17 protein-coding genes are annotated in these 19,516 nt (G+C 70.9%); all 17 read right to left on the reverse strand.

Annotated elements, in window-relative coordinates:
* Window positions 1-37 precede the first annotated feature (37 nt).
* Complete coding sequence (locus WFJ36_RS04360) at window positions 38-1,504, reverse strand: glutamate synthase subunit beta (protein ID WP_336642719.1); 1,467 nt, start codon at window positions 1,502-1,504, stop codon at window positions 38-40.
* Window positions 1,497-6,020: a glutamate synthase large subunit gene (gene gltB, locus WFJ36_RS04365; protein ID WP_336642968.1), complete on the reverse strand. Its 4,524-nt coding sequence runs from the start codon at window positions 6,018-6,020 to the stop codon at window positions 1,497-1,499. The genes WFJ36_RS04360 and gltB overlap by 8 nt, the downstream gene beginning before the upstream one ends.
* A gap of 142 nt (window positions 6,021-6,162) precedes the next feature.
* Window positions 6,163-7,188, reverse strand: coding sequence for a prolipoprotein diacylglyceryl transferase (gene lgt, locus WFJ36_RS04370; RefSeq protein ID WP_071328616.1), 1,026 nt, complete (start codon window positions 7,186-7,188; stop codon window positions 6,163-6,165).
* Between the two features lie 10 nt (window positions 7,189-7,198).
* Entirely contained in the window at window positions 7,199-8,002 is an 804-nt protein-coding gene (trpA, locus tag WFJ36_RS04375; RefSeq protein ID WP_071328617.1) for a tryptophan synthase subunit alpha, read from the reverse strand.
* The gene (trpB, locus tag WFJ36_RS04380; protein ID WP_071328618.1) at window positions 7,999-9,267 is read right to left on the reverse strand and encodes a tryptophan synthase subunit beta; all 1,269 of its coding nucleotides are present in this window, start codon (window positions 9,265-9,267) and stop codon (window positions 7,999-8,001) included. The genes trpA and trpB overlap by 4 nt, the downstream gene beginning before the upstream one ends.
* Window positions 9,264-10,040: an indole-3-glycerol phosphate synthase TrpC gene (gene trpC / locus WFJ36_RS04385; protein ID WP_071328619.1), complete on the reverse strand. Its 777-nt coding sequence runs from the start codon at window positions 10,038-10,040 to the stop codon at window positions 9,264-9,266. The genes trpB and trpC overlap by 4 nt, the downstream gene beginning before the upstream one ends.
* A complete protein-coding gene (locus WFJ36_RS04390) occupies window positions 10,040-10,270 on the reverse strand; it encodes an HGxxPAAW family protein (protein ID WP_071328620.1) in 231 nt (76 codons plus the stop codon). The genes trpC and WFJ36_RS04390 overlap by 1 nt, the downstream gene beginning before the upstream one ends.
* A 47-nt stretch (window positions 10,271-10,317) precedes the next feature.
* On the reverse strand, window positions 10,318-10,908 hold the full coding sequence (locus tag WFJ36_RS04395) for a Trp biosynthesis-associated membrane protein (protein ID WP_292789662.1): 591 nt from the start codon (window positions 10,906-10,908) through the stop codon (window positions 10,318-10,320).
* The gene (gene hisI, locus WFJ36_RS04400; RefSeq protein WP_062634521.1) at window positions 10,905-11,288 is read right to left on the reverse strand and encodes a phosphoribosyl-AMP cyclohydrolase; all 384 of its coding nucleotides are present in this window, start codon (window positions 11,286-11,288) and stop codon (window positions 10,905-10,907) included. Before hisI ends, WFJ36_RS04395 begins: the two co-directional genes overlap by 4 nt.
* Window positions 11,285-12,046 carry an imidazole glycerol phosphate synthase subunit HisF gene (gene hisF / locus WFJ36_RS04405; RefSeq protein WP_071328622.1) on the reverse strand — a complete coding sequence of 254 codons (762 nt, stop codon included), beginning with the start codon at window positions 12,044-12,046 and terminating at the stop codon, window positions 11,285-11,287. The genes hisI and hisF overlap by 4 nt, the downstream gene beginning before the upstream one ends.
* Window positions 12,046-12,885 carry an ATP phosphoribosyltransferase gene (gene hisG, locus WFJ36_RS04410; RefSeq protein WP_187661494.1) on the reverse strand — a complete coding sequence of 280 codons (840 nt, stop codon included), beginning with the start codon at window positions 12,883-12,885 and terminating at the stop codon, window positions 12,046-12,048. Before hisG ends, hisF begins: the two co-directional genes overlap by 1 nt.
* Before the next feature lie 38 nt (window positions 12,886-12,923).
* The gene (locus WFJ36_RS04415) at window positions 12,924-13,187 is read right to left on the reverse strand and encodes a phosphoribosyl-ATP diphosphatase (RefSeq protein WP_071328624.1); all 264 of its coding nucleotides are present in this window, start codon (window positions 13,185-13,187) and stop codon (window positions 12,924-12,926) included.
* Window positions 13,184-13,864: a ribulose-phosphate 3-epimerase gene (rpe, locus tag WFJ36_RS04420; protein WP_071328625.1), complete on the reverse strand. Its 681-nt coding sequence runs from the start codon at window positions 13,862-13,864 to the stop codon at window positions 13,184-13,186. The genes WFJ36_RS04415 and rpe overlap by 4 nt, the downstream gene beginning before the upstream one ends.
* A 4-nt stretch (window positions 13,865-13,868) precedes the next feature.
* On the reverse strand, window positions 13,869-15,236 hold the full coding sequence (locus WFJ36_RS04425; RefSeq protein WP_336642969.1) for an RsmB/NOP family class I SAM-dependent RNA methyltransferase: 1,368 nt from the start codon (window positions 15,234-15,236) through the stop codon (window positions 13,869-13,871).
* A 104-nt stretch (window positions 15,237-15,340) separates the two neighbouring features.
* The gene (gene fmt, locus WFJ36_RS04430) at window positions 15,341-16,261 is read right to left on the reverse strand and encodes a methionyl-tRNA formyltransferase (protein ID WP_336642720.1); all 921 of its coding nucleotides are present in this window, start codon (window positions 16,259-16,261) and stop codon (window positions 15,341-15,343) included.
* Between the two features lie 18 nt (window positions 16,262-16,279).
* The gene (locus WFJ36_RS04435; protein WP_292789820.1) at window positions 16,280-18,238 is read right to left on the reverse strand and encodes a primosomal protein N'; all 1,959 of its coding nucleotides are present in this window, start codon (window positions 18,236-18,238) and stop codon (window positions 16,280-16,282) included.
* Between the two features lie 16 nt (window positions 18,239-18,254).
* Window positions 18,255-19,448, reverse strand: coding sequence for a methionine adenosyltransferase (gene metK, locus WFJ36_RS04440; protein WP_071328627.1), 1,194 nt, complete (start codon window positions 19,446-19,448; stop codon window positions 18,255-18,257).
* Between the last annotated feature and the right edge of the window lie 68 nt (window positions 19,449-19,516).

Raw genomic sequence — 19,516 nt, forward strand, 5'->3', positions numbered from 1 at the left:
TGGGGGATTACAAACAGGCGACACTGCCGGCCTCAGCCTACGCGGGCTGGAGGCCGATCGCGACATCGCTCGGGCGCACGGGCTCCGGCAGCACGGTGGTGCCCATGAGGAAGCGGTCGACGTTCGCCGCCGCCGCCCGGCCCTCCGCGATCGCCCAGACGATGAGCGACTGCCCGCGTCCCGCATCGCCGGCGACGAACACGCCGGGGATCGACGACTCGTAGCTCGCGGCACGACGGAAGGCGCCGCGCTCGGTCACCTCCGGCCGGGTGTCCTCGGTGTAGCCGTCCTGCTCCGGTCCGGTGAAGCCCATCGCGATGAGCACCAGGTCGGCCGGGATCTCCCGCTCCGTGCCGCTCTTGGGCACGCGGCGACCGTCGACGTACTCGGTCTCGGCCACGCGCAGCGCGCGGACCTCGCCGACGTCGTTCGACAGGAACTCCACGGTCGAGGCGAGGAAGACCCGCTCTCCGCCCTCCTCGTGAGCCGAAGCCACCTCGAAGATCGTCGGCATCATCGGCCACGGCTGGTGATCCGGCCGCGTCTCGCTCGGCTGCTTGCCGATGGCGAGGTTGGTGACGCTGAGCGCGCCCTGGCGGTGCGCGGTGCCGATGCAGTCGGCGCCCGTGTCGCCGCCGCCGATGACGATCACGTGCTTGCCCTCGGCGGTGATCTGGTCCGGGACGGTGTCGCCGGCGACCGCGTGGTTCGACTCGACGAGGTACTCCATCGCGAAGTGCACGCCGTCGAGGTCGCGACCGGGGATCGGCAGGTCGCGCGGGACCGTGGCGCCGGTGGCGATCACGACCGCGTCGTACCGGGCGCGCAGGTCGGCCCAGGAGATGTCCTTGCCGATCTCGACGCCGGCGCGGAACCGCGTGCCCTCCTCCTGCATCTGGCGCAGGCGCGCTTCGAGCTGGCTCTTCTCCATCTTGAAGTCCGGGATGCCGTAGCGCAGCAGGCCGCCGATGCGGTCGTCACGCTCGAAGACGGCGACGGTGTGCCCCGCGCGCGTGAGCTGCTGGGCGGCCGCGAGACCGGCGGGGCCCGAGCCCACGACGGCCACGGTCTTGCCCGTCAGACGCTCCGGCGGCTCCGGCTCGACCCAGCCCTTGGCGAAGGCCTCGTCGATGATGGAGACCTCGATCTGCTTGATCGTCACGGCCGGCTGGTTGATGCCGAGGACGCACGAGCTCTCGCACGGGGCCGGGCAGAGCCGTCCCGTGAACTCCGGGAAGTTGTTCGTCGCGTGCAGCCGCTCGATCGCCGCGCGCCCCTCCCCGCGCCAGGTGAGGTCGTTCCACTCCGGGATGAGGTTGCCCAGGGGGCAGCCGGAGTGGCAGAAGGGCACGCCGCAGTCCATGCAGCGACTGGCCTGGCGACGGAGCACCGCCTTGTCGCCGGGCTCGTACACCTCTTTCCAGTCCATGATGCGCACGGGCACCGGACGGCGAGCGGGAAGTTCCCGCTCGGTCACCTTCAGAAAGCCTTTGGGGTCAGCCACCGGTCACCTCCAGGATGCGGTTCCAGACGATGTCGCCGTCGGGGTCGATCCCCTCGGCCAGTGCCTCCTCGCGCATGCTGCGCACGGCGGCGAAGTCGCGCGGGAGCACCTTCACGAACTCCGCCGCGCTGGCGTCGAAGTCCTCCAGCAGGGCGGCGGCGCGCGGGGACGCCGTGCGCTCCACATGCTCCACGAGCAGCCCGCGCAGCACTTCGAGGTCCGCGCGGTCCAGCGGCTCGAGCCGCAGCTCGCCGCTGCCGAGCGACTGCGCGTTGACCTTCGCGGTGTCCAGAGCGTGCACGTAGGCCACTCCCCCGGACATGCCGGCGCCGAAGTTGCGGCCGGTCGATCCGAGGATCACCGCGAGGCCGCCGGTCATGTACTCGAGCGCGTGGTCGCCCACGCCCTCGACCACCGCGGTCGCACCGGAGTTGCGGACGAGGAAGCGCTCGCCCACCACACCGGAGATGAACATGGTGCCGGACGTGGCGCCGTACCCGATCACGTTGCCCGCGATGACGTTCTCGTGCGGGGCGATCGCGGAGCCGCGGGGCGGCCGGATCGTGATGTCCCCACCGGAGAGTCCCTTGCCGACGTAGTCGTTCGCGTCGCCCTCCAGCCGGAGGATGATGCCCGGCGGAAGGAACGCCCCGAGCGACTGCCCGGCCGTGCCGGTGAGGGTGACGTCGATCGTCTCCTTCGGCAGTCCGGTGGCGCCGTGGCGCGAGGTCACCTGATGGCCGAGCATCGTGCCGACCGCGCGCTCGGTGTTGGCGATCGGGAGCTCCGCCATGACGGGCTCTCCGTTCAGCAGCGCCGCCTTCGCGATGTCGATGAGCTGCACGTCGAAGTGCTTGTCGAGTTCGTGGTCCTGGGCGCGGCCGCTGCGACGCGGCTCGCCGGCCGGGAACGCCGGTCCCTCCAGCACCGGGCTGAGGTCGAGCCCCTCGGCCTTCCAATGCGCGATCGCCGCGTTCGTCTCCAGGAGCTCGGTGCGACCGACGATCTCGTCGATCGAACGGTAGCCGAGCTCGGCGAGCAGCTCGCGCACCTCCTCGGCGATGAACTCCATGAAGTTCACGACGAACTCGGGCTTGCCGGTGAACCGGTCGCGCAGGACGGGGTTCTGCGTGGCGACGCCCACCGGACAGGTGTCGAGGTGGCAGACGCGCATCATGATGCAGCCGCTGACCACGAGGGGCGCGGTGGCGAAGCCGAACTCCTCGGCACCGAGCAGGGCGCCGATGATGACGTCCCGTCCGGTCTTGAGCTGCCCGTCGACCTGCACGACGACGCGGTCGCGCATGCCGTTGAGCATGAGCGTCTGCTGCGTCTCCGCGAGCCCGAGCTCCCATGGCGTTCCGGCGTGCTTCAGCGAGTTCAGCGGGCTGGCGCCCGTACCGCCGTCGTGACCGGACACGAGGATGACATCGCTGAGCGCCTTGGCGACACCGGCCGAGACCGCGCCGATGCCGGACTGGCTGACGAGCTTCGTGTGGATGCGCGCCTCGGGGTTGGCCCGCTTCAGGTCGAAGATGAGCTGCTTGAGGTCTTCGATCGAGTAGATGTCGTGATGCGGTGGCGGCGAGATGAGGCCGACCCCTGCAGTGGCGTGCCGGGTCCGCGCGACCCACGGGTAGACCTTGGTGGGCGGGAGCTGGCCGCCCTCACCGGGCTTGGCGCCCTGGGCGAGCTTGATCTGGATGTCGTCGGCCTCGGTGAGGTAGAGGCTCGTGACGCCGAATCGACCGGAGGCCACCTGCTTGATCGCACTGCGCCGCTCGGGGTCGACGAGACGGTCGGGGTCTTCCCCACCTTCCCCCGTGTTCGACTTGCCGCCGATCCGGTTCATCGCGATCGCGAGCGTCTCGTGCGCCTCCTTGGAGATGGAGCCGTAGCTCATCGCCCCCGTGGAGAAGCGCTTGACGATCGCCGAGACGGGCTCGACCTCGTCCAGCGGCACGGGCTTGCGCGTGCCGGTCCGCAGCGAGAACAGGCCGCGCAGCGTCTTCAGCTCCGCCGCCTGGTCGTCGACGAGCTTCGTGTACTCGCGGAAGATGTCGTAACGGCGGGTCCGCGTGGAGTGCTGCAGCTTGAACACCGTCTCCGGGTTGAAGAGGTGCGGAGAGCCGTCGCGGCGCCACTGGTACTCGCCACCGGTCCACAGCCGCTCATGGGCACGGGCCGCGGCATCCTCCGGGTAGGCGTAGTCATGGCGGGCCTGGTTCTCGGCGAAGATCTCCTCGATCCCGATTCCGCCGAGCTTCGACTCGGTACGCGTGAAGTAGGCGTCGATGAACTCCTGGCTGAGGCCGACCGCCTCGAACACCTGCGCGCCCGCATAGGAGGACACCGTCGAGATGCCCATCTTCGACATGATCTTCAGCACGCCCTTGCCGAGCGCGTAGATGAGGTTCTTCACGGCCTTCTCCGGGGAGATGCCCGTGATGTAGCCGGTCCGCACGAGGTGCTCGACCGTCTCCATGGCGAGGTAGGGATTGATCGCGGAAGCACCGTAGCCGATGAGCGTCGCGACGTGGTGCACCTCGCGCACGTCGCCGGCCTCGACGATCAGACCGACCTTCATCCGGTTCTCGCGCCGGATGAGGTGGTGGTGGATGGCCGACACCATGAGCAGCGACGGGATCGGGACGAGATCCTTGTTCGAGTCGCGGTCGGACAGGATGATGAACTCCGCGCCGTCCTCGATGGCCTGATCGACCTCGGCGCACATCTCGGTGAGGCGTTCGGCGAGGGTGTGGGGTCCTGCGTCGAAGTGGTAGAGGCCGCGGATCGTGGCGCTCGAACGCCCGGGCAGGGCCTTGTCGATGTGCCGGATCTTCGCCAGCTCGTCGTTGTCGATGACCGGGAAGTCGAGCGACACCGTGCGCGTGTGCTCCGGACCCCAGGTCAGCAGATTGACCTCAGGTCCCAGACCGAGCTTGAGGCTCGTGACGACCTCTTCGCGGATCGAGTCGAGCGGCGGGTTGGTCACCTGCGCGAACTGCTGCGTGAAGTAGTCGAAGAGCAGCCGCGGGCGCTTGCTGAGCACGGCGATCGGTGTGTCCGATCCCATCGCGCCCAGCGGCTCGACACCCGTCTGGCCCATCGGGGTGAGGAGGATGCGGACCTCCTCCTCCGTGTACCCGAAGGTGCGCTGCCGCCGGGTGATGGAGGCCGGCGGGTGCACGATGTGCTCGCGCTCGGGGAGGTCGGCCAGGCGGACGGAACCGGCGTCGAGCCACTCCTGCCACGGGTGCATCGTCGCGAGATCGTGCTTGATCTCCTCGTCCTCGACGATCCGGCGCTGGGCTGTGTCGACGAGGAACATCTTGCCGGGCTGCAGCCGGCCGCGGCGCTTGATGCGCTCCGGCTCGAAGTGCAGCACGCCGGTCTCGGAGCCGATGACGACGAGCCCGTCGGTGGTCTCCGTCCAGCGTCCGGGGCGCAGGCCGTTGCGGTCGAGGGTCGCGCCGACGAGCGTGCCGTCGGTGAAGATGAGGGCGGCCGGGCCGTCCCACGGCTCCATCTGGTTGGAGTGGTACTCGTAGAACGCGCGCAGCTCCGGCGAGATGTCGGCCTGCTTCTCGTAGGCCTCCGGCACCATCATCATGATCGCGTGCGGCAGGCTGCGGCCGGTGAGGGTGAGCAGCTCCAGCACCTCGTCGAACGAGGCGGAGTCGCTGGCGCCGTCGGTGCAGATGGGCAGCAGGGGCGAGATGTCGCCGAGGAGCTCGGACTCGAGCTGCGACTGGCGGGCGCGCATCCAGTTGCGGTTGCCGCCGACGGTGTTGATCTCGCCGTTGTGGGCCAGCATCCGCAGCGGCTGCGCGAGCGGCCACGACGGAAACGTGTTCGTCGAGTACCGCGAGTGAACGACGGCGAGCTCTGAGGCGAAGCGCTCGTCCTGCAGATCCGGGTAGAACGGCTCGAGCTGGAGCGTGGTGACCATGCCCTTGTAGCCGAGCGTGCGGCTGGACAGGGAGACGAAGTAGGCGCCGAGCTCGTGGCCCGCCCGCTTGCGGAGGCGATAGGCGACGCGATCGAGCGCGATGCCGGTCAGCGGCGCATCGGCCAGGGTGGCGCCGCCGGCGCTCACGAAGAGCTGCTCGAAGGCCGGACGGGCCTCGTCGGCGAGCTTGCCGAGGTTCTCGTTGGCCGTGGGGACCTCGCGCCAGCCGAGGACGCGGAGCCCCTCCGCGCGGGCGATCTTCTCGATCCCGGCCTTCTGCTGGCGGCGCTCGCTCGAATCGCGAGGAAGGAAGGCCAGCCCGGCCGCATACTCCCCCACGGGCGGCAGTTCGAAGCCGGTGACCGCGCGGAGGAACTCGTCCGGCATCTGGGTGAGGATGCCGGCTCCGTCCCCGGTGCCCGCGTCGGACCCGATGGCCCCGCGGTGCTCCAGGTTGCGCAGGGCCTCGAGGGCCAGCGCGATGATGTCGTGCCCGGCTTCGCCGCGCAGCGTTGCGACCATGGCCAGGCCGCAGGCGTCCTTTTCAAACGCCGGGTTGTACATGCCCTGCTTCGGGGGGTATGCGCCGGAGGCGCCGTAAGGGGGCTGGAAGTACACCAGTTACCGTCCTCAGATCTTCAGTGAAACCCGGGGACGTCGTCGGCCCGCTCGTTCAGTGCAATGGTTCTCCCGCCGCGAGTCGGCGTTATCGGGAGCCGTCCCCGCTCGAGGGAGCAGCGCTTGTGGCAGTGGCTCCGGCGGCGACTTCTTCGGCCGGAGGCTCGCTCACGTCCACGAAATCAGAGGGATTGTCCTGCGATTGTACATCAGCGTCCACGTCCTTCCGTCCGCGGCCCGGCTGGTACGGCGAGGGCTCGAGACCGGGGTGACGGCGCGTCTGCACCACGAGGATGACGAGGCCGAGGACCACGCCGATGATGGCGGCCCAGACGTTGCTGCGCAGGCCCAGGATGATCTCGCTCGGGTCGATGCGGATCGACTCCCACAGGATGCGTCCGGCGCTGTACCAGATGAGGTAGATCGCGAAGAGACGACCCCACTGGAAGAACAGCTTCCGGCCGAGCCACAGCAGCACGAGGACGCCGAGGCCGTTCCAGATGACCTCGTACAGGAAGGTCGGGTGGAAGAGGGTGCCCTCGGGGAGACCGGGAGGGAAGGCCGAGTTGTCGGACGGGATCTCCAGTCCCCACGGCAGGTCGGTCGGCAGGCCGTAGAGCTCCTTGTTGAACCAGTTACCGAACCGGCCCATCGCCTGCGCGAGGAGCAGTCCGGGAGCCAGCGCGTCCGCGAACGTCCAGAAGCGGATGCCCGTCCACCGGCAGCCCAGGTAGGCGCCGACGGCACCGCCGATGAGCGCACCGAAGATCGCGATGCCACCCTCCCAGATCGCCCAGACCGAGCCCGGTTCGAACGGGTTCCAGGTGTTCTTGCCCTCGCCGAAGTAGAAGTTCGGGTGGGTGAGCACGTGGAAGATGCGCGCGCCGATGATGGCGAGCGGCACCGCGAGAATGGAGATGTCGATGACCACCCACGGCTCTGCGCCGCGCTTGGTGAGACGGTGGTTCGTCATCAGCACGGCGACGATGATGCCGGCGATGATGCACAGCGCGTAGAAGTGGATCCGGAGCGGGCCGAGATCGATGTACGAGACGGACGGGCTCGGGATGCTGGCGAGCACGCCGGTGGCGGTGCTGTGGAGCGCGGAGGACATGAGTGCGATCCTACTTCTCTGAGGCGAAGCGCGCCGACGCGGTGCCGGCGGCCAGGGTTCGGGTGACGTCGGCGAGGGCCGGCACGCCGCCGTCGCGGAGGGCGCGGACGAGCGCGGTGCCCACGATGGCCCCGTCGGCATACTCGGACACGCCCGCGATCTGCTCCGGCGTCGAGATGCCGATGCCGACGCAGGCGCGGCGGGCGCCGTGGTCGCGGAGCCGCGACACGAGGGTGCGCGCCGCACGGTCGAGCTCGGCCCGCTCCCCCGTGATGCCCATGGTCGAGACGGTGTAGACGAAGCCCGTCGAGGACCGCACGACGAGGTCGAGGCGCTCGTCAGACGAGGTCGGAGCCGCGAGGAAGACCCGGTCGAGACCGAGCCGCTCGCTGGCCGCCATCCACTCGCCTGCGGCCTCCGGGGTGATGTCCGGGGTGATCAGACCCGCGCCGCCCGCGGCGAGCAGGTCCTCGGCATACCGGTCCACCCCGTACTGCAGCACCGGGTTCCAGTAGGTCATCACGAGGACGGGGACGTCGGTGGCAGCGGTGATCGCACGGATCGCCGTGAAGAGGTCCTTCATCCGGAAGCCCGCAGCGAGGGCCTTGGTCGTCGCCTCCTGGATGATGGCGCCGTCCATGACGGGATCGCTGTAGGGCGGGCCGAGCTCGATGATGTCCACGCCGTTCTCGGCGAGGGCGATCGCGGCCTGGATGCTGGTCTCCAGGTCGGGGAAGCCGACGGGCAGGTAGCCGACGAAGGCGCTGCGGCCGGCGTCGTGCGCACGCTGGATGGCCTGTTCGACGCGGCTCACAGCTGCGGCTCTCCCTTCGAGGCCGCGTCCTCGGCGGCGCTCTCGTCGGACACGTCGTGCGCGAGGGCGTCCTCGTCGTAGAGCTCGAAGTAGCGGGCGGCGGTGTCCATGTCCTTGTCGCCGCGACCGGAGAGGCAGATCGCGATCAGGCCGTCGGAGCCGAGCTCGCGGCCGATCCGCAGCGCGCCGGCGAGGGCATGGGCCGACTCGATGGCGGGGATGATCCCCTCGGTCCGGCTGAGCAGCCGCAGGGCCTGCATCGCTTCGTCGTCGGTGGCCGGGACGTACTCGGCGCGACCGATGTCGGCCAGCCAGGAGTGCTCAGGGCCCACGCCCGGGTAGTCGAGACCCGCGGAGATCGAGTGCGATTCGACCGTCTGGCCGTCTTCGTCCTGCAGCACGTACGTCTTCGCGCCGTGCAGCACGCCGGGCCGACCGCGCTCGATGGAGGCGGCGTGCTTGTCGGTGTCGACGCCGTCGCCCGCCGCCTCCACGCCGTACAACCGCACGCCCTCGTCGTCCAGGAACGCATCGAACATGCCGATCGCGTTGGACCCGCCACCGACACAGGCGACGACGGCGTCCGGGAGCCGGCCGACCTCGTCGAGGATCTGGGCGCGGGCCTCCTCCCCGATGATCTTCTGGAAGTCGCGGACCATCGCCGGGAACGGGTGCGGGCCCGCGGCGGTGCCGAAGATGTAGTTGGTGGTCTCGACCGAGGCCACCCAATCGCGGTAGGCGTCGTTGATCGCGTCCTTCAACGTGCGCGATCCGGAAGTCACCGCGACGACCTCGGCGCCCAGCAGACGCATGCGGGCGACGTTCAGCGCCTGCCGCTCGGTGTCGACCTCGCCCATGTAGATGGTGCAGTCCAGCCCGAACAGCGCCGCAGCGGTCGCCGTCGCGACGCCGTGCTGCCCCGCTCCGGTCTCGGCGATGACCCGAGTCTTGCCGAGGCGCTTGGTGAGCAGGGCCTGGCCCAGCACGTTGTTGATCTTGTGCGAACCGGTGTGGTTGAGGTCCTCGCGCTTGAGGAAGACCCGCGCGCCGCCCGCGTGCTCGGCGAACCGGGGCACCTCGGTGAGCGCGGAGGGGCGCCCGGCATAGGACGACAGCAGATGGGCGAGCTCGGCTCGGAACTCCGGGTCGGCGATGGCCTCCTCGTACGCGACGGTGAGCTCGTCGATCGCGGCGACCAGGGATTCCGGCATGTACCGTCCTCCGAACTCGCCGAAGAACGGACCGTGCTGGTCGCGCAGACTCACTTCGCCTCCAGGAAGCTCTCGAGAGTGGCGACCGGGTCTCCGGTCACCAGGGCCTCCCCGATCAACACGACATCGGCACCGACCGAACGGTAGTGCGCGACGTCGGCCGGGGTGAGCACCGCGGACTCCGCGATCTTGATCGCCGAGTCGGGGATGCGGCCCACGAGCCGGCCGAACAGATCGCGGTCGAGCTCGAGGGTCTTGAGATTGCGGGCGTTCACGCCGATCAGGGCGGCGCCGAGATCGATCGCGGCGTCCAGCTCGTCCGCGGAGTGGGTCTCCACGAGCGGGGTCATGCCGAGCTCGAGGATGAACCCGTACAGGTCGCGGAGGACGTCGGGCTCCAGGCCCGCGACGATCAGGAGCACGAGATCGGCACCCGCGGCACGGGCCTCCAGCACCTGGTACCGGGTGGCGATGAAGTCCTTCCGGAGAACCGGCAGTGAGACCCGGGCGGTGACCGCCTCCAGATCGGCCAGACTGCCGCCGAAGCGGCGCTCCTCCGTGAGGACGCTGATCGCGGAGGCGCCGCCGGTCTCGTAGAGCGCGGCCTGGTGCGCGGGATCCGGGATCTCCGCGAGGGCACCGCGGGACGGACTCGCCCGCTTCACCTCGGCGATGATCTTCACCCGGTCGGCGGGAGCGAGGAACGACAGCGCGTCCTTCGCCGCGGGGCGCGCGAGGGCGTCACGCTCCACGACCGAGAGCGGACGGGACTCGGAACGACGCTCGGCGTCTGCGACAGCGCCGGCCGTCAGGTCGGCGAGGACCACTAGTGCGCCTTCGGAGCGTACTTGGGACCCTTCACGCCGTATCCCGCCTTCGCGAGCACCCAGCCGACGATCGCCCCGATCGGGATCAGCGCGGCGGAGATCCACACCAGGGTCGGCTGCTCGAAGCAGAACGCGACGGTCGCGGCGGCGAAGCCGACGAGCATGATCACGACGGCGGTCCAGGCCGCAGGCGAGTGTCCGTGGCCGGGGTCAGCGATCGGGTTGGTCATGTTCTCCTCCGGGGGACGACGTGGGATCTGGATTCAGTCTATCGGGGTCAGCGTGTCGGGTCGGACCCGCGGGACAGCTCGTCCCAGGAATCGACCGCGTCGACGGGACCATCATGCCGCGCCTCGGCGGGCGTGTCGGTGCGGTAGCGCCGACCGCCGACCTTCCAGCGTCGCCAGGTCGTCAGCACGAGGACCGCGGCCGCGAGCAGGATCGCCCAGCCGACGAGGGCGAGGTACGGCCAGGCCGACGGCACGATGCTCGCCGCGACCTCGTGGACGGCTCCGCTCCCGGCGAGCCCGGTCGTCTCGGTGACCGTCGCGGCCACGGCGCCGTACGCATCGCCGAGGAGCAGCTGCAACGTGGACCACCCCAGGAACAGCGCCGCCGCGGCAGCCAGCACACCGAAGACGATGCGCACGGCACGGCCGGCGATCGCGAGTGCTGCACCGAGGGCGAGCACGGCGAGGCTCAGCGGGGCGAGCAGCACGAGGGCGGAGGCACCAGGGACGAGGATGTCCTCCCCCGCATCCGCGCGCTGCACGGTGAACCAGGTCTGCGTGGAGGAGATGATGCCGATGGCGCCGGCCAGCAGGAACCCCGTCACGGAGAGGGAGCGGCCGCGCTGCGCGATGCTCACGAGGCGCTCACCCCGTCGACGGCGTCCAGGTCGGTGGTGTCGAAGCACGTCCGCGTGCCGGTATGGCATGCGGGGCCGGTCTGGTCGACGAGGAGCAGGAGCGCATCCCCGTCGCAGTCGAGCCGGGCCTCCCGCACGACCTGGATGTGGCCGGACGTGTCACCCTTGCGCCAGTACTCCTGGCGGGAGCGGGACCAGTAGGTCGCACGACCGGAGGTGAGCGTGCGGCGCAGCGCCTCGGCGTCCACCCACGCGAGCATGAGCACCTCGCGCGAATCCCACTGCTGCACGATGATCGGGGCGAGCCCGTCGGCGTTGAAGGCGACCTGTGCGATGCGGTCGTCGACGGAGACCTCGTCCTGCTTCGGCGTATCGGTCATCGGACGAGCACTCCTTCCGCGCGCAGCGCGTCCTTCACATCGCCGACGGTCAGAGCCCCGGTGTGGAACACGCTCGCCGCGAGCACCGCGTCGGCTCCCGCTTTGATGGCCGGTGCGAAGTCGGTCGCCCGCCCTGCACCGCCGGAGGCGATCACCGGGATCGGCGCCACCTCGCGCATGAGGCGGACGAGCTCGAGATCGAAGCCGTCGCGGGTGCCGTCGGCGTCGATCGAGTTCACGAGCAGCTCCCCCGCGCCGCGCTCGGACGCCTCGCGCGCCCAGTCGAGCGCATCCAGCGTGGTCTGCGTACGGCCTCCGTGCGTGGTGACGACGAAGCCGGATCGCGTGGTGTCGGCGCGCTTGACGTCGAGCGAGAGCACGAGCACCTGGGCACCGAAGCGATCCGCGATCTCGCCGATGAGCTCAGGGCGGGCGATCGCCGCGGAGTTCACGCCGACCTTGTCCGCACCGACCGCGAGGAGCCGCGCGACGTCGTCGACGCTGCGCACCCCGCCTCCCACCGTCAGCGGCACGAAGACCTGCTCCGCGGTGCGCTGCACGACGTCGTACGTCGTGGCCCGCGCATCCACCGTCGCGGTGACGTCCAGGAACGTGATCTCGTCGGCGCCCTGGGCGGCGTAGTGGCGGGCGAGCTCGACCGGATCGCCCATGTCGCGGAGGTTCTCGAAGTTGACGCCCTTGACGACGCGGCCGTCCGCGACGTCCAGGCAGGGGATGACGCGACTCGCGAGGGTCATCAGAGCCTCGCCGCGTGGATCGCGGTGACCAGGATGGCCCGGGCGCCGAGGGCGTAGAGGTCGTCCATCACCTGGTTGACGCGACGCCGCGGGATCATCACGCGGACCGCCACCCAGGACGGATCGCGGAGCGGCGAGATCGTCGCGGACTCCCGGCCGGGGGCGATGGCCACGGCCTGATCGACCAGCTCGGTGGGGAGGTCGTAGTCGAGGAGCACGTAGCGGCGCGCCACCATCACGCCGCGGAGCCGCCGCAGCAGCGTGTCGACGCCGTCGGCCTCGCCGGGACGACTGATGAGCACGGCCTCGGACTCCAGGATCACGGGGCCGAAGATCTCCAGCCCGGCCTGCCGGAGCGTAGTCCCGGTGGACACGACGTCGGCGACCGCGTCGGCGACGCCGAGGCGTACCGCGGACTCCACGGCACCGTCGAGCTGCACGAGCTCGGCGTTCACGCCCTGGTCGCGGAGGAAGGATCCCACCAGACCCGGATAGGCGGAGGCGACGCGGACGCCGTCGAGGTCCTGGACGGAGGTGAAGCGTCCGGGAGGACCGGCGAAGCGGAACGTGGACGCCCCGAAACCGAGCTGCTCGATCTCGCGCGCCGGCTGCTGCACGTCGAGGAGGAGATCACGACCGGTGATCCCCACATCGAGGGCGCCGGAGGCCACATAGGTGGCGATGTCGCGCGGGCGGAGGAAGAAGAACTCGACGTCGTTCTCGGCGTCGATGACATGCAGGGTCTTGGGGTCGCGGCGGCCGGCGTAGCCCGCCTCCGCGAGCATCTCGGCGGCGGTCTCGGAGAGCGAGCCCTTGTTGGGAACGGCGATGCGCAGCATGAACGGCTTTCAGTTCGAAGGAGTGGGACCGGAGCGCATCACAGATGTCGGTAGACGTCCTGCAGGGAGAGGCCCTTCGCGAGCATCATCACCTGCAGGTGGTAGAGGAGCTGGGAGATTTCCTCGGCGGCAGCGGCATCCGACTCGTACTCCGCCGCCATCCAGACCTCGGCGGCCTCTTCGACGATCTTCTTGCCGATCGCATGCACGCCGCCGTCGAGCTCCGCCACGGTGCCCGATCCCTCGGGTCGGGTCTCGGCCTTGACGCTGAGCTCGGCGAACAGCTCGTCGAAAGTCTTCACCCCTCCAGGCTACCGGCTCGCGCGAGGTCCCTGAGCCGGGTGACGGCCGCCTCCACGTCGTCCGCACCGTAGACCGCGGATCCGGCGACGAAGGTGTCGGCTCCCGCTTCGGCCGCCTGGGCGATCGTCGCGGCGGAGATGCCGCCGTCGACCTGGAGCCAGACGGACGAGCCGCGACGCCGTGCCTCCGCGGACAGCGCCTGCAGCTTCGGCATGGTCTCGGGCAGGAAGCCCTGTCCGCCGAACCCCGGCTCGACGGTCATCACGAGGATCTGGTCGAACTCGTCCAGCAGGTCGAAGAGTCCCTCGACAGGAGTCGCGGGCTTGACCGCGACCCCGGCACGGGCGCCGATGTCGCGCAGCCGCCGCGCGAGAGCCACCGGCTCCCCCGCCGCCTCCAGGTGGAAGGTCACGCTCGCGGCGCCCAGCTCGGCGTAGCCCGGGGCCCAGCGATCCGGATCCGTGATCATGAGATGCACGTCCAGCGGGACCGGGCTGGTCTCCTGGATGCGCTGGACCATCTGCGGGCCGAACGTCAGGTTCGGGACGAAGTGGTTGTCCATGACGTCGACGTGCGCGAAGTCGGCCGTCGCGATGCGGGCGAGCTCCGCCTGCATGTTGACGAAGTCGGCGGCGAGGATGCTGGGGTTGATGCGCGGGGCGCGGGGCAGATCCATGGTCTCAACCTTCCTTCGGGGCGTCTGTCGCCTCCAGCGGTCGCTGCAGGAGTGCGAGGAACATCGCATCGGTGCCGTGCCGATGCGGCCAGAGCTGAGCGCTGCCCGTCTGCGCCCGCCCGTCGTCGGCGAGATCGATCGGCGACTGCGCCACGCCGTGCAGCACCGCACGCGCATCGAGCTCGACGAGCTTCGGCCGGATGCGCCGCACCTCCTCGACCACCGCCGTGGTCTCCGCGAGATGGGGAGAACAGGTGACGTACGCGACGACGCCTCCCGGTGCGAGAGCGTCCGCAGCCGCCGTGAGCAGGCCGACCTGCAGCGGCACGAGCTCGGCGACGTCTGCCGGGGACTTGCGCCATCGGGCCTCCGGGCGCCGACGGAGGGCGCCGAGGCCGGTGCAGGGCGCGTCCACGAGGATCCGATCGAACGCGTCCGGCCGCTCGGCCGCCAGCTCCCGGCCGTCCCGCTCGTGCACGGTGACCTCGCCCGGAACGGCGCGCAGGGCGTTGCGCACGAGCCGGGCGCGGGTGGGCACCACCTCGTTGGCTTCCAGGACGGCGTCGTTCTGCCGGGCGACGGCAGCGAGCAGGGCGGTCTTCCCGCCGGGGCCCGCGCAGAGATCGAGCCACCGCTCCCCTGTGCGCAGCGGCGTCGCCGTGGTCAGCGCGAGCGCGACGAGCTGAGACCCCTCGTCCTGCACCCGGACCGCGCCATCGGAGGCGGTCAACGCGAGGCGCGGATCGCCTCCCGGAGACGCGAACGCCGTGGCGGCGTATGGCCGGCGCGGCTCCTGGGGCTTTGCCAGACCGGGAAGGGCGACGAGCGTGACCTCGGGCGAGACGTTGTCGGCCTCCAGCAGGGCGTCCAGTTCCTCGACCCGCCCCTCAGCGGCGAGGGCGCGCCGCAGCGCCCGGATGATCCAGACCGGGTGCGCGGCGCGGAGGGCCAGGCGTTCGTCGTCCGATCGCGCTGCCGCCTCGATGCGCGCGAGCCACTCGCCCGGCGATTCGCGGGCGATCCGCCGGAGCACCGCATTGGCGAAGCTCGACGCCCCGCGTCCCGCCGTGAGGGCCACGAGGTTCACCGATTCGTTCACGGCCGCGTGCGAGGCCACCCGTGTCGCGAGAAGCTGATGCACCGCGAGCCGGAGGGCGTCGAGCACCACCGGGTCGATCGCGTCGGCGGGGCGGTCGGCCGCGGCGGCGATGATCGCGTCGTACGTGCCCCGGCGCCGGAGAGTGCCGTAGGTCAACTCAGTCGCGAGAGCCGCGTCCTGCGGGTTCAGGCCCGTCTCGGCGATCGCGGTCGGGAGGAGCAGGTTGGCGTAGGCGTCGGAGTCCGACACCGCCCTGAGCACGTCGTAGGCCACGCGGCGCGCCGGCTGGACCGACCGGTTCGGGCCGCGGCCGCCTCCGTTCCGGGCCCGGCCGTCGTGCTGCCGACCCGAGCCGGGGCGCCGTCCGTCGTTCGCGTTCACGAGCCGGCCACCGGAGTCGCGCCCTGCAGGCCCCGCCACCAGTCCGCGGCGTTCATGGGGCCCTTGCCCGCGGGCTGCAGCCGGGTGACCGCCAGCGGCGCGGTGGCCGTCCCGATGAGGACCTCCGCTCGCGTGCCCGCCATGGCGCCCGACGACAGATCCTCCGCCTCGGCACCGGCGGGTCGTGCCTCGAGGATCTTGAGCCGCTGACCGTCGATCGTCGTGTGCGCTCCCGGCTCCGGCGTGACTCCGCGGAACCGGGCGTACACGGCGTCGAACGGCTCGCGGAAGTCGAGGAGACCGTCTTCGAGCGTCAGCTTGCCGGCGAACGTCGGCTCGCCCTCCTGCGGCACGGCGCGGGCGCTGCCGTCCGCGATCGCAGCGACCACGTCGGCGGTGAGAGCGGCGCCGTCGAGTGCCAGGGCCTCCAGCGCCTCCCCCGCCGTTGATGTGCCCGGGAGTTCGATGGCACGCATCGCGAACACGTCGCCGGCATCGAGCTCGGGGACGAGCTGGAAGACGCTCGCACCGAGGACCGGATCTCCGGCGATCAGGGCGCGCTGCACCGGAGCGGCACCGCGCCACGCCGGCAGCAGCGAGAAGTGCAGGTTGATCCACCCGGCCTCCGGCGTGGACAGCAGCGGCTCACGGACGAGCCCTCCGTACGCGACGATCACGCCGAGCTCCGGGCGCAGGGCCGCGATCTCGGTCGTCACCGCGTCGTCCAGCCGGGCAGCGTGGATGACCGGCAGGCCAAGCTCAACCGCAGCCTGAGCGACCGGCGACGGGGTCAGCACACGCTTGCGCCCGAGGGGGGCGTCCGGGCGCGTCACCACGGCAACGATGTCGTGCTCGGCGGCGAGGCGTCGCAGAGTGGGGACCGCGGCGGCGGGAGTGCCGGCGAAGACGAGGCGCATGAAGGTTCTCCGGAAGGGTCAGAGTTCTGGATCGAGGATATCGAGGCGGACCGAGAGCGTGCTGCGGGCGGCCTTGGTGCGGCCTCGGCGGCCGCTCACCGCCTCGGCCACGACGGCAGCACGGAGGGTGGTCGCGACGCGGCTCCCCGCGCCGTAGTCAAAGCGCACGAGAGCACGGACCCGCGGCGGGACGTCGTCGGACTCGACGGGGACGGGGCCGAGCACCGCGTCCGCGGGCAGGGAGAGTTCGGACAGCGCCTCCAGGGCGCGAGCGACGGCGGCCGCTGACCCTTCCACGAGCGCGACCCGCGCGGTCGGGGGCATGTGCAGCGGTGCGCGGTGCTCCAGCTCCGTGCGCGCGTAGGCGGCCTGGTTCCAGGTGGCCAGCGCTCTGGCGACGGCGCCGTCGACGCCGACGAGGTGGACCGGAGCGCCGGGGGCGGCCAGGGCGGCGGCATTCGACCACCACCGCAGACACGCTTCGCCGATGCGCAGATCCGGCGCCTGCAGCATCCGCGGGCCGTCGAGCAGGACGACGGCCCGGTAGCCGCCTTCCGCGAGCGGCTCGGCGCCACGAGTGGCGACCACGAGGGCTGGACGCGCATCGACGCGCTCCACCGGGTGACTGCCGTCGGCGACGATGACGCGGACACCGGGGAAGGCGCGGCCCAGCTCATCGGCTGTCCGTTCGCTTCCCGACGAGGCGAGTCGGAGACGGGTCGAGGAACACGCCGGGCACGTCCATGCCCTGGCACCGCGCCCGCACCACCCGCAGACCGGGACCGCGCCGCGATGGCGGGCGCCGAGGGGGCCGCCGCAGTGCGGGCATCGGGCGGGAGCTCGGCAGTCGGCGCAGACGAGCGACGGCGCGAAGCCGGGCCGCGAGACCTGGATGAGCACCGGCCCGTCCGCGGCCGCGTTCCGGGCGGCGAGGAAGGCCGACGATGGCATGCGCTGCGGCGTCGGCTGCTCCATCTCCTGGGGAGTGCTGAGCACGACACGCGGGAGCACGCGCCGGGTCGCGCGGATATCCCGCAGCCAGCCGTGCACGACGAGCCGCTCGACCTCGGTCGTCCGCGTATGACCGGCGAAGAGCAGGGCCGAGCCCTCCGCCTCCTGCCGCAGCAGCGCCGCATCCCGGGCGTGGACGTAGGGTGCGAGCGGCTCGCCCAGCAGACTGTCGCCGTCGTCCCACATCGCCACGAGACCGGGGACGACGGGGGCGTACACCGCGGACCTGTTCCCGACGACGATGCAGGGCGCGTCCTCGAGCGTGCGCAGGAAGGAGCGGTAGCGATCCGGGTTGGTCTGTCGCGAGTCGTACCGTGCGATCGCCTCCGCGGGGACGAACCCGTCGAGGGCCGCGAGGAGTCGATCGAGATCGCGATGGTCGGGCACGACGAGGATGCTCGACTTCCCGGCCGCGAGCGTCGTGGCCGCGGCGGCGGCGAGCATCCGCGCCCAGCCCGGCATGTCGTCGGTGAGCTGCGGGATGGCCTCGACGGCCGCACGACCGCTCTCGTCGAGCACCGCCTGCAGTCCGTCATAGAGTGCGACGACGGACGTGGCCGCGTCGTGAGCCTCGGGTTCGAGCAGCGGCGTCGGGGCGTCGGCGGTCCAGGCTTTCTCGACCCGCACCTGCCGCTTCGGGATCACCAGCCGCAGCACGTCGGACGCCGACCCTGCCGCGCGATCCGCGACGCGCCGCGCCAGTCGGTACAGGCGATCCGGCAGCACAGGGATGTTCGACACGATGCTCTCGACCTCGGAGAGCGGCCGATCGGCGTCGTCCTCCACGCCCAGTTCCACCACGAATCCGTCGACCACGCGCCCCGCGGTCCGCAGGGGCACGCGCACGCGGACCCCGGGCTCGATGTCACCGAGCTCCGGCGGGAGGGCGTAGTCGAACAGGCGGTCGAGCTGCGGCAGCGGCGACTCGAGGAGCACCCGCGCGATGCGCCGGCTCTCCGGAGAGATCAGCACCGCAGGCCCCTCAGAGCCCGGCAGCGCGCCGCAGCTCCTCGGCCCGGTCCGTCCGCTCCCATGTGAAGTCCGGCAGCTCCCGGCCGAAGTGCCCGTACGCGGCCGTCTGCGCGTAGATCGGACGCAGGAGGTCGAGCTGCTCGATGATGGCCTGCGGCCGGAGGTCGAACACCTCGTCGATGGCCCGGGTGATGACCTCGTCGGACACCCGTCCGGTGCCGAACGTCTCCACGTACAGGCCGACCGGTCGCGCGACGCCGATCGCGTAGGCGACCTGCACCTCGAGGCGGTCGGCGAGACCCGCGGCGACCGCGTTCTTGGCGACCCAGCGGGTCGCGTACGCGCCCGAGCGGTCGACCTTCGACGGGTCCTTGCCGCTGAAGGCGCCGCCGCCGTGTCGTGCGGCGCCGCCGTACGTGTCGATGATGATCTTGCGACCCGTGAGCCCGGCGTCGCCCTTGGGACCGCCGGTGACGAAGGGGCCCGCCGGGTTGATGTAGTACGTGACGTCGTCGAGGTCGAGGCCCGTCGTGGCGAGGACGGGATCGATGACGTGCTCGCGGATCTGCGCCTTGAGGTCGTCCTGGGCGATGTCCGGGTTGTGCTGGGTGGACAGCACGACGGCGTCGACGGTCTTCGGGGTGAAGCCGTCGTACCCGAGGGTGACCTGCGTCTTCCCGTCCGGGCGCAGGAAGGGCAGCAGCCCGCTGCGGCGCACCTCCGTCAGCCGCTCGGCGATGCGGTGCGCGGTCCATGCGGCCATCGGCATGAGCTGCGGGGTCTCGTTGGTGGCGAACCCGAACATGATGCCCTGGTCTCCGGCGCCGAGACCGTCGAGCGGATCCACAGACGAGCCGTCACGGTGCTCCTGAGCGTTGTCGACGCCGTGGGCGATGTCGGTGGACTGCTCCCCCACCGAGACGCTGACGCCGCAGGAGTCGCCGTCGAAGCCGGTGTCGGAGGAGGTGTAGCCGATGCCGTTCACGACCTGGCGGACGATCGTCGGGATGTCGACGTAGGCGTCGGTCCGGATCTCCCCCGCCACGTGGACGAGGCCGGTCGTGACGAGCGTCTCGACCGCGACCCGGGAACCGGGATCCTTCGCGAGGAGCCCGTCGAGGATGCTGTCCGAGATCTGGTCGCAGATCTTGTCCGGATGCCCTTCAGTGACGGACTCGGACGTGAACAGACGCAGCGCGCTCATCGATGCTCCAGAACGGGGACGGACGGTGGGAGGGTGTGGCACCCATTCTGGACCGCGCCACCGACGTG

Source organism: Microbacterium sp. MMO-113, from assembly GCF_037148555.1.
Classification (GTDB): domain Bacteria; phylum Actinomycetota; class Actinomycetes; order Actinomycetales; family Microbacteriaceae; genus Microbacterium.

What these genes read in the sequence shown, in the direction of transcription:
- hisG (WP_187661494.1), bottom strand. Translation starts at nt 12,885, where the DNA reads ATGCTGCGCATCGCCGTTCCCAACAAGGGCTCGCTCTCCGAGACCGCC.
- rpe (WP_071328625.1), bottom strand. Translation starts at nt 13,864, where the DNA reads ATGGATCTGCCCCGCGCCCCGCGCATCAACCCCAGCATCCTCGCCGCC.
- hisI (WP_062634521.1), bottom strand. Translation starts at nt 11,288, where the DNA reads ATGACCGATACGCCGAAGCAGGACGAGGTCTCCGTCGACGACCGCATC.
- fmt (WP_336642720.1), bottom strand. Translation starts at nt 16,261, where the DNA reads ATGCGCCTCGTCTTCGCCGGCACTCCCGCCGCCGCGGTCCCCACTCTG.
- hisF (WP_071328622.1), bottom strand. Translation starts at nt 12,046, where the DNA reads ATGACCCTCGCGAGTCGCGTCATCCCCTGCCTGGACGTCGCGGACGGC.
- WFJ36_RS04390 (WP_071328620.1), bottom strand. Translation starts at nt 10,270, where the DNA reads ATGACCAACCCGATCGCTGACCCCGGCCACGGACACTCGCCTGCGGCC.
- metK (WP_071328627.1), bottom strand. Translation starts at nt 19,448, where the DNA reads ATGAGCGCGCTGCGTCTGTTCACGTCCGAGTCCGTCACTGAAGGGCAT.
- lgt (WP_071328616.1), bottom strand. Translation starts at nt 7,188, where the DNA reads ATGTCCTCCGCGCTCCACAGCACCGCCACCGGCGTGCTCGCCAGCATC.
- gltB (WP_336642968.1), bottom strand. Translation starts at nt 6,020, where the DNA reads ATGTACAACCCGGCGTTTGAAAAGGACGCCTGCGGCCTGGCCATGGTC.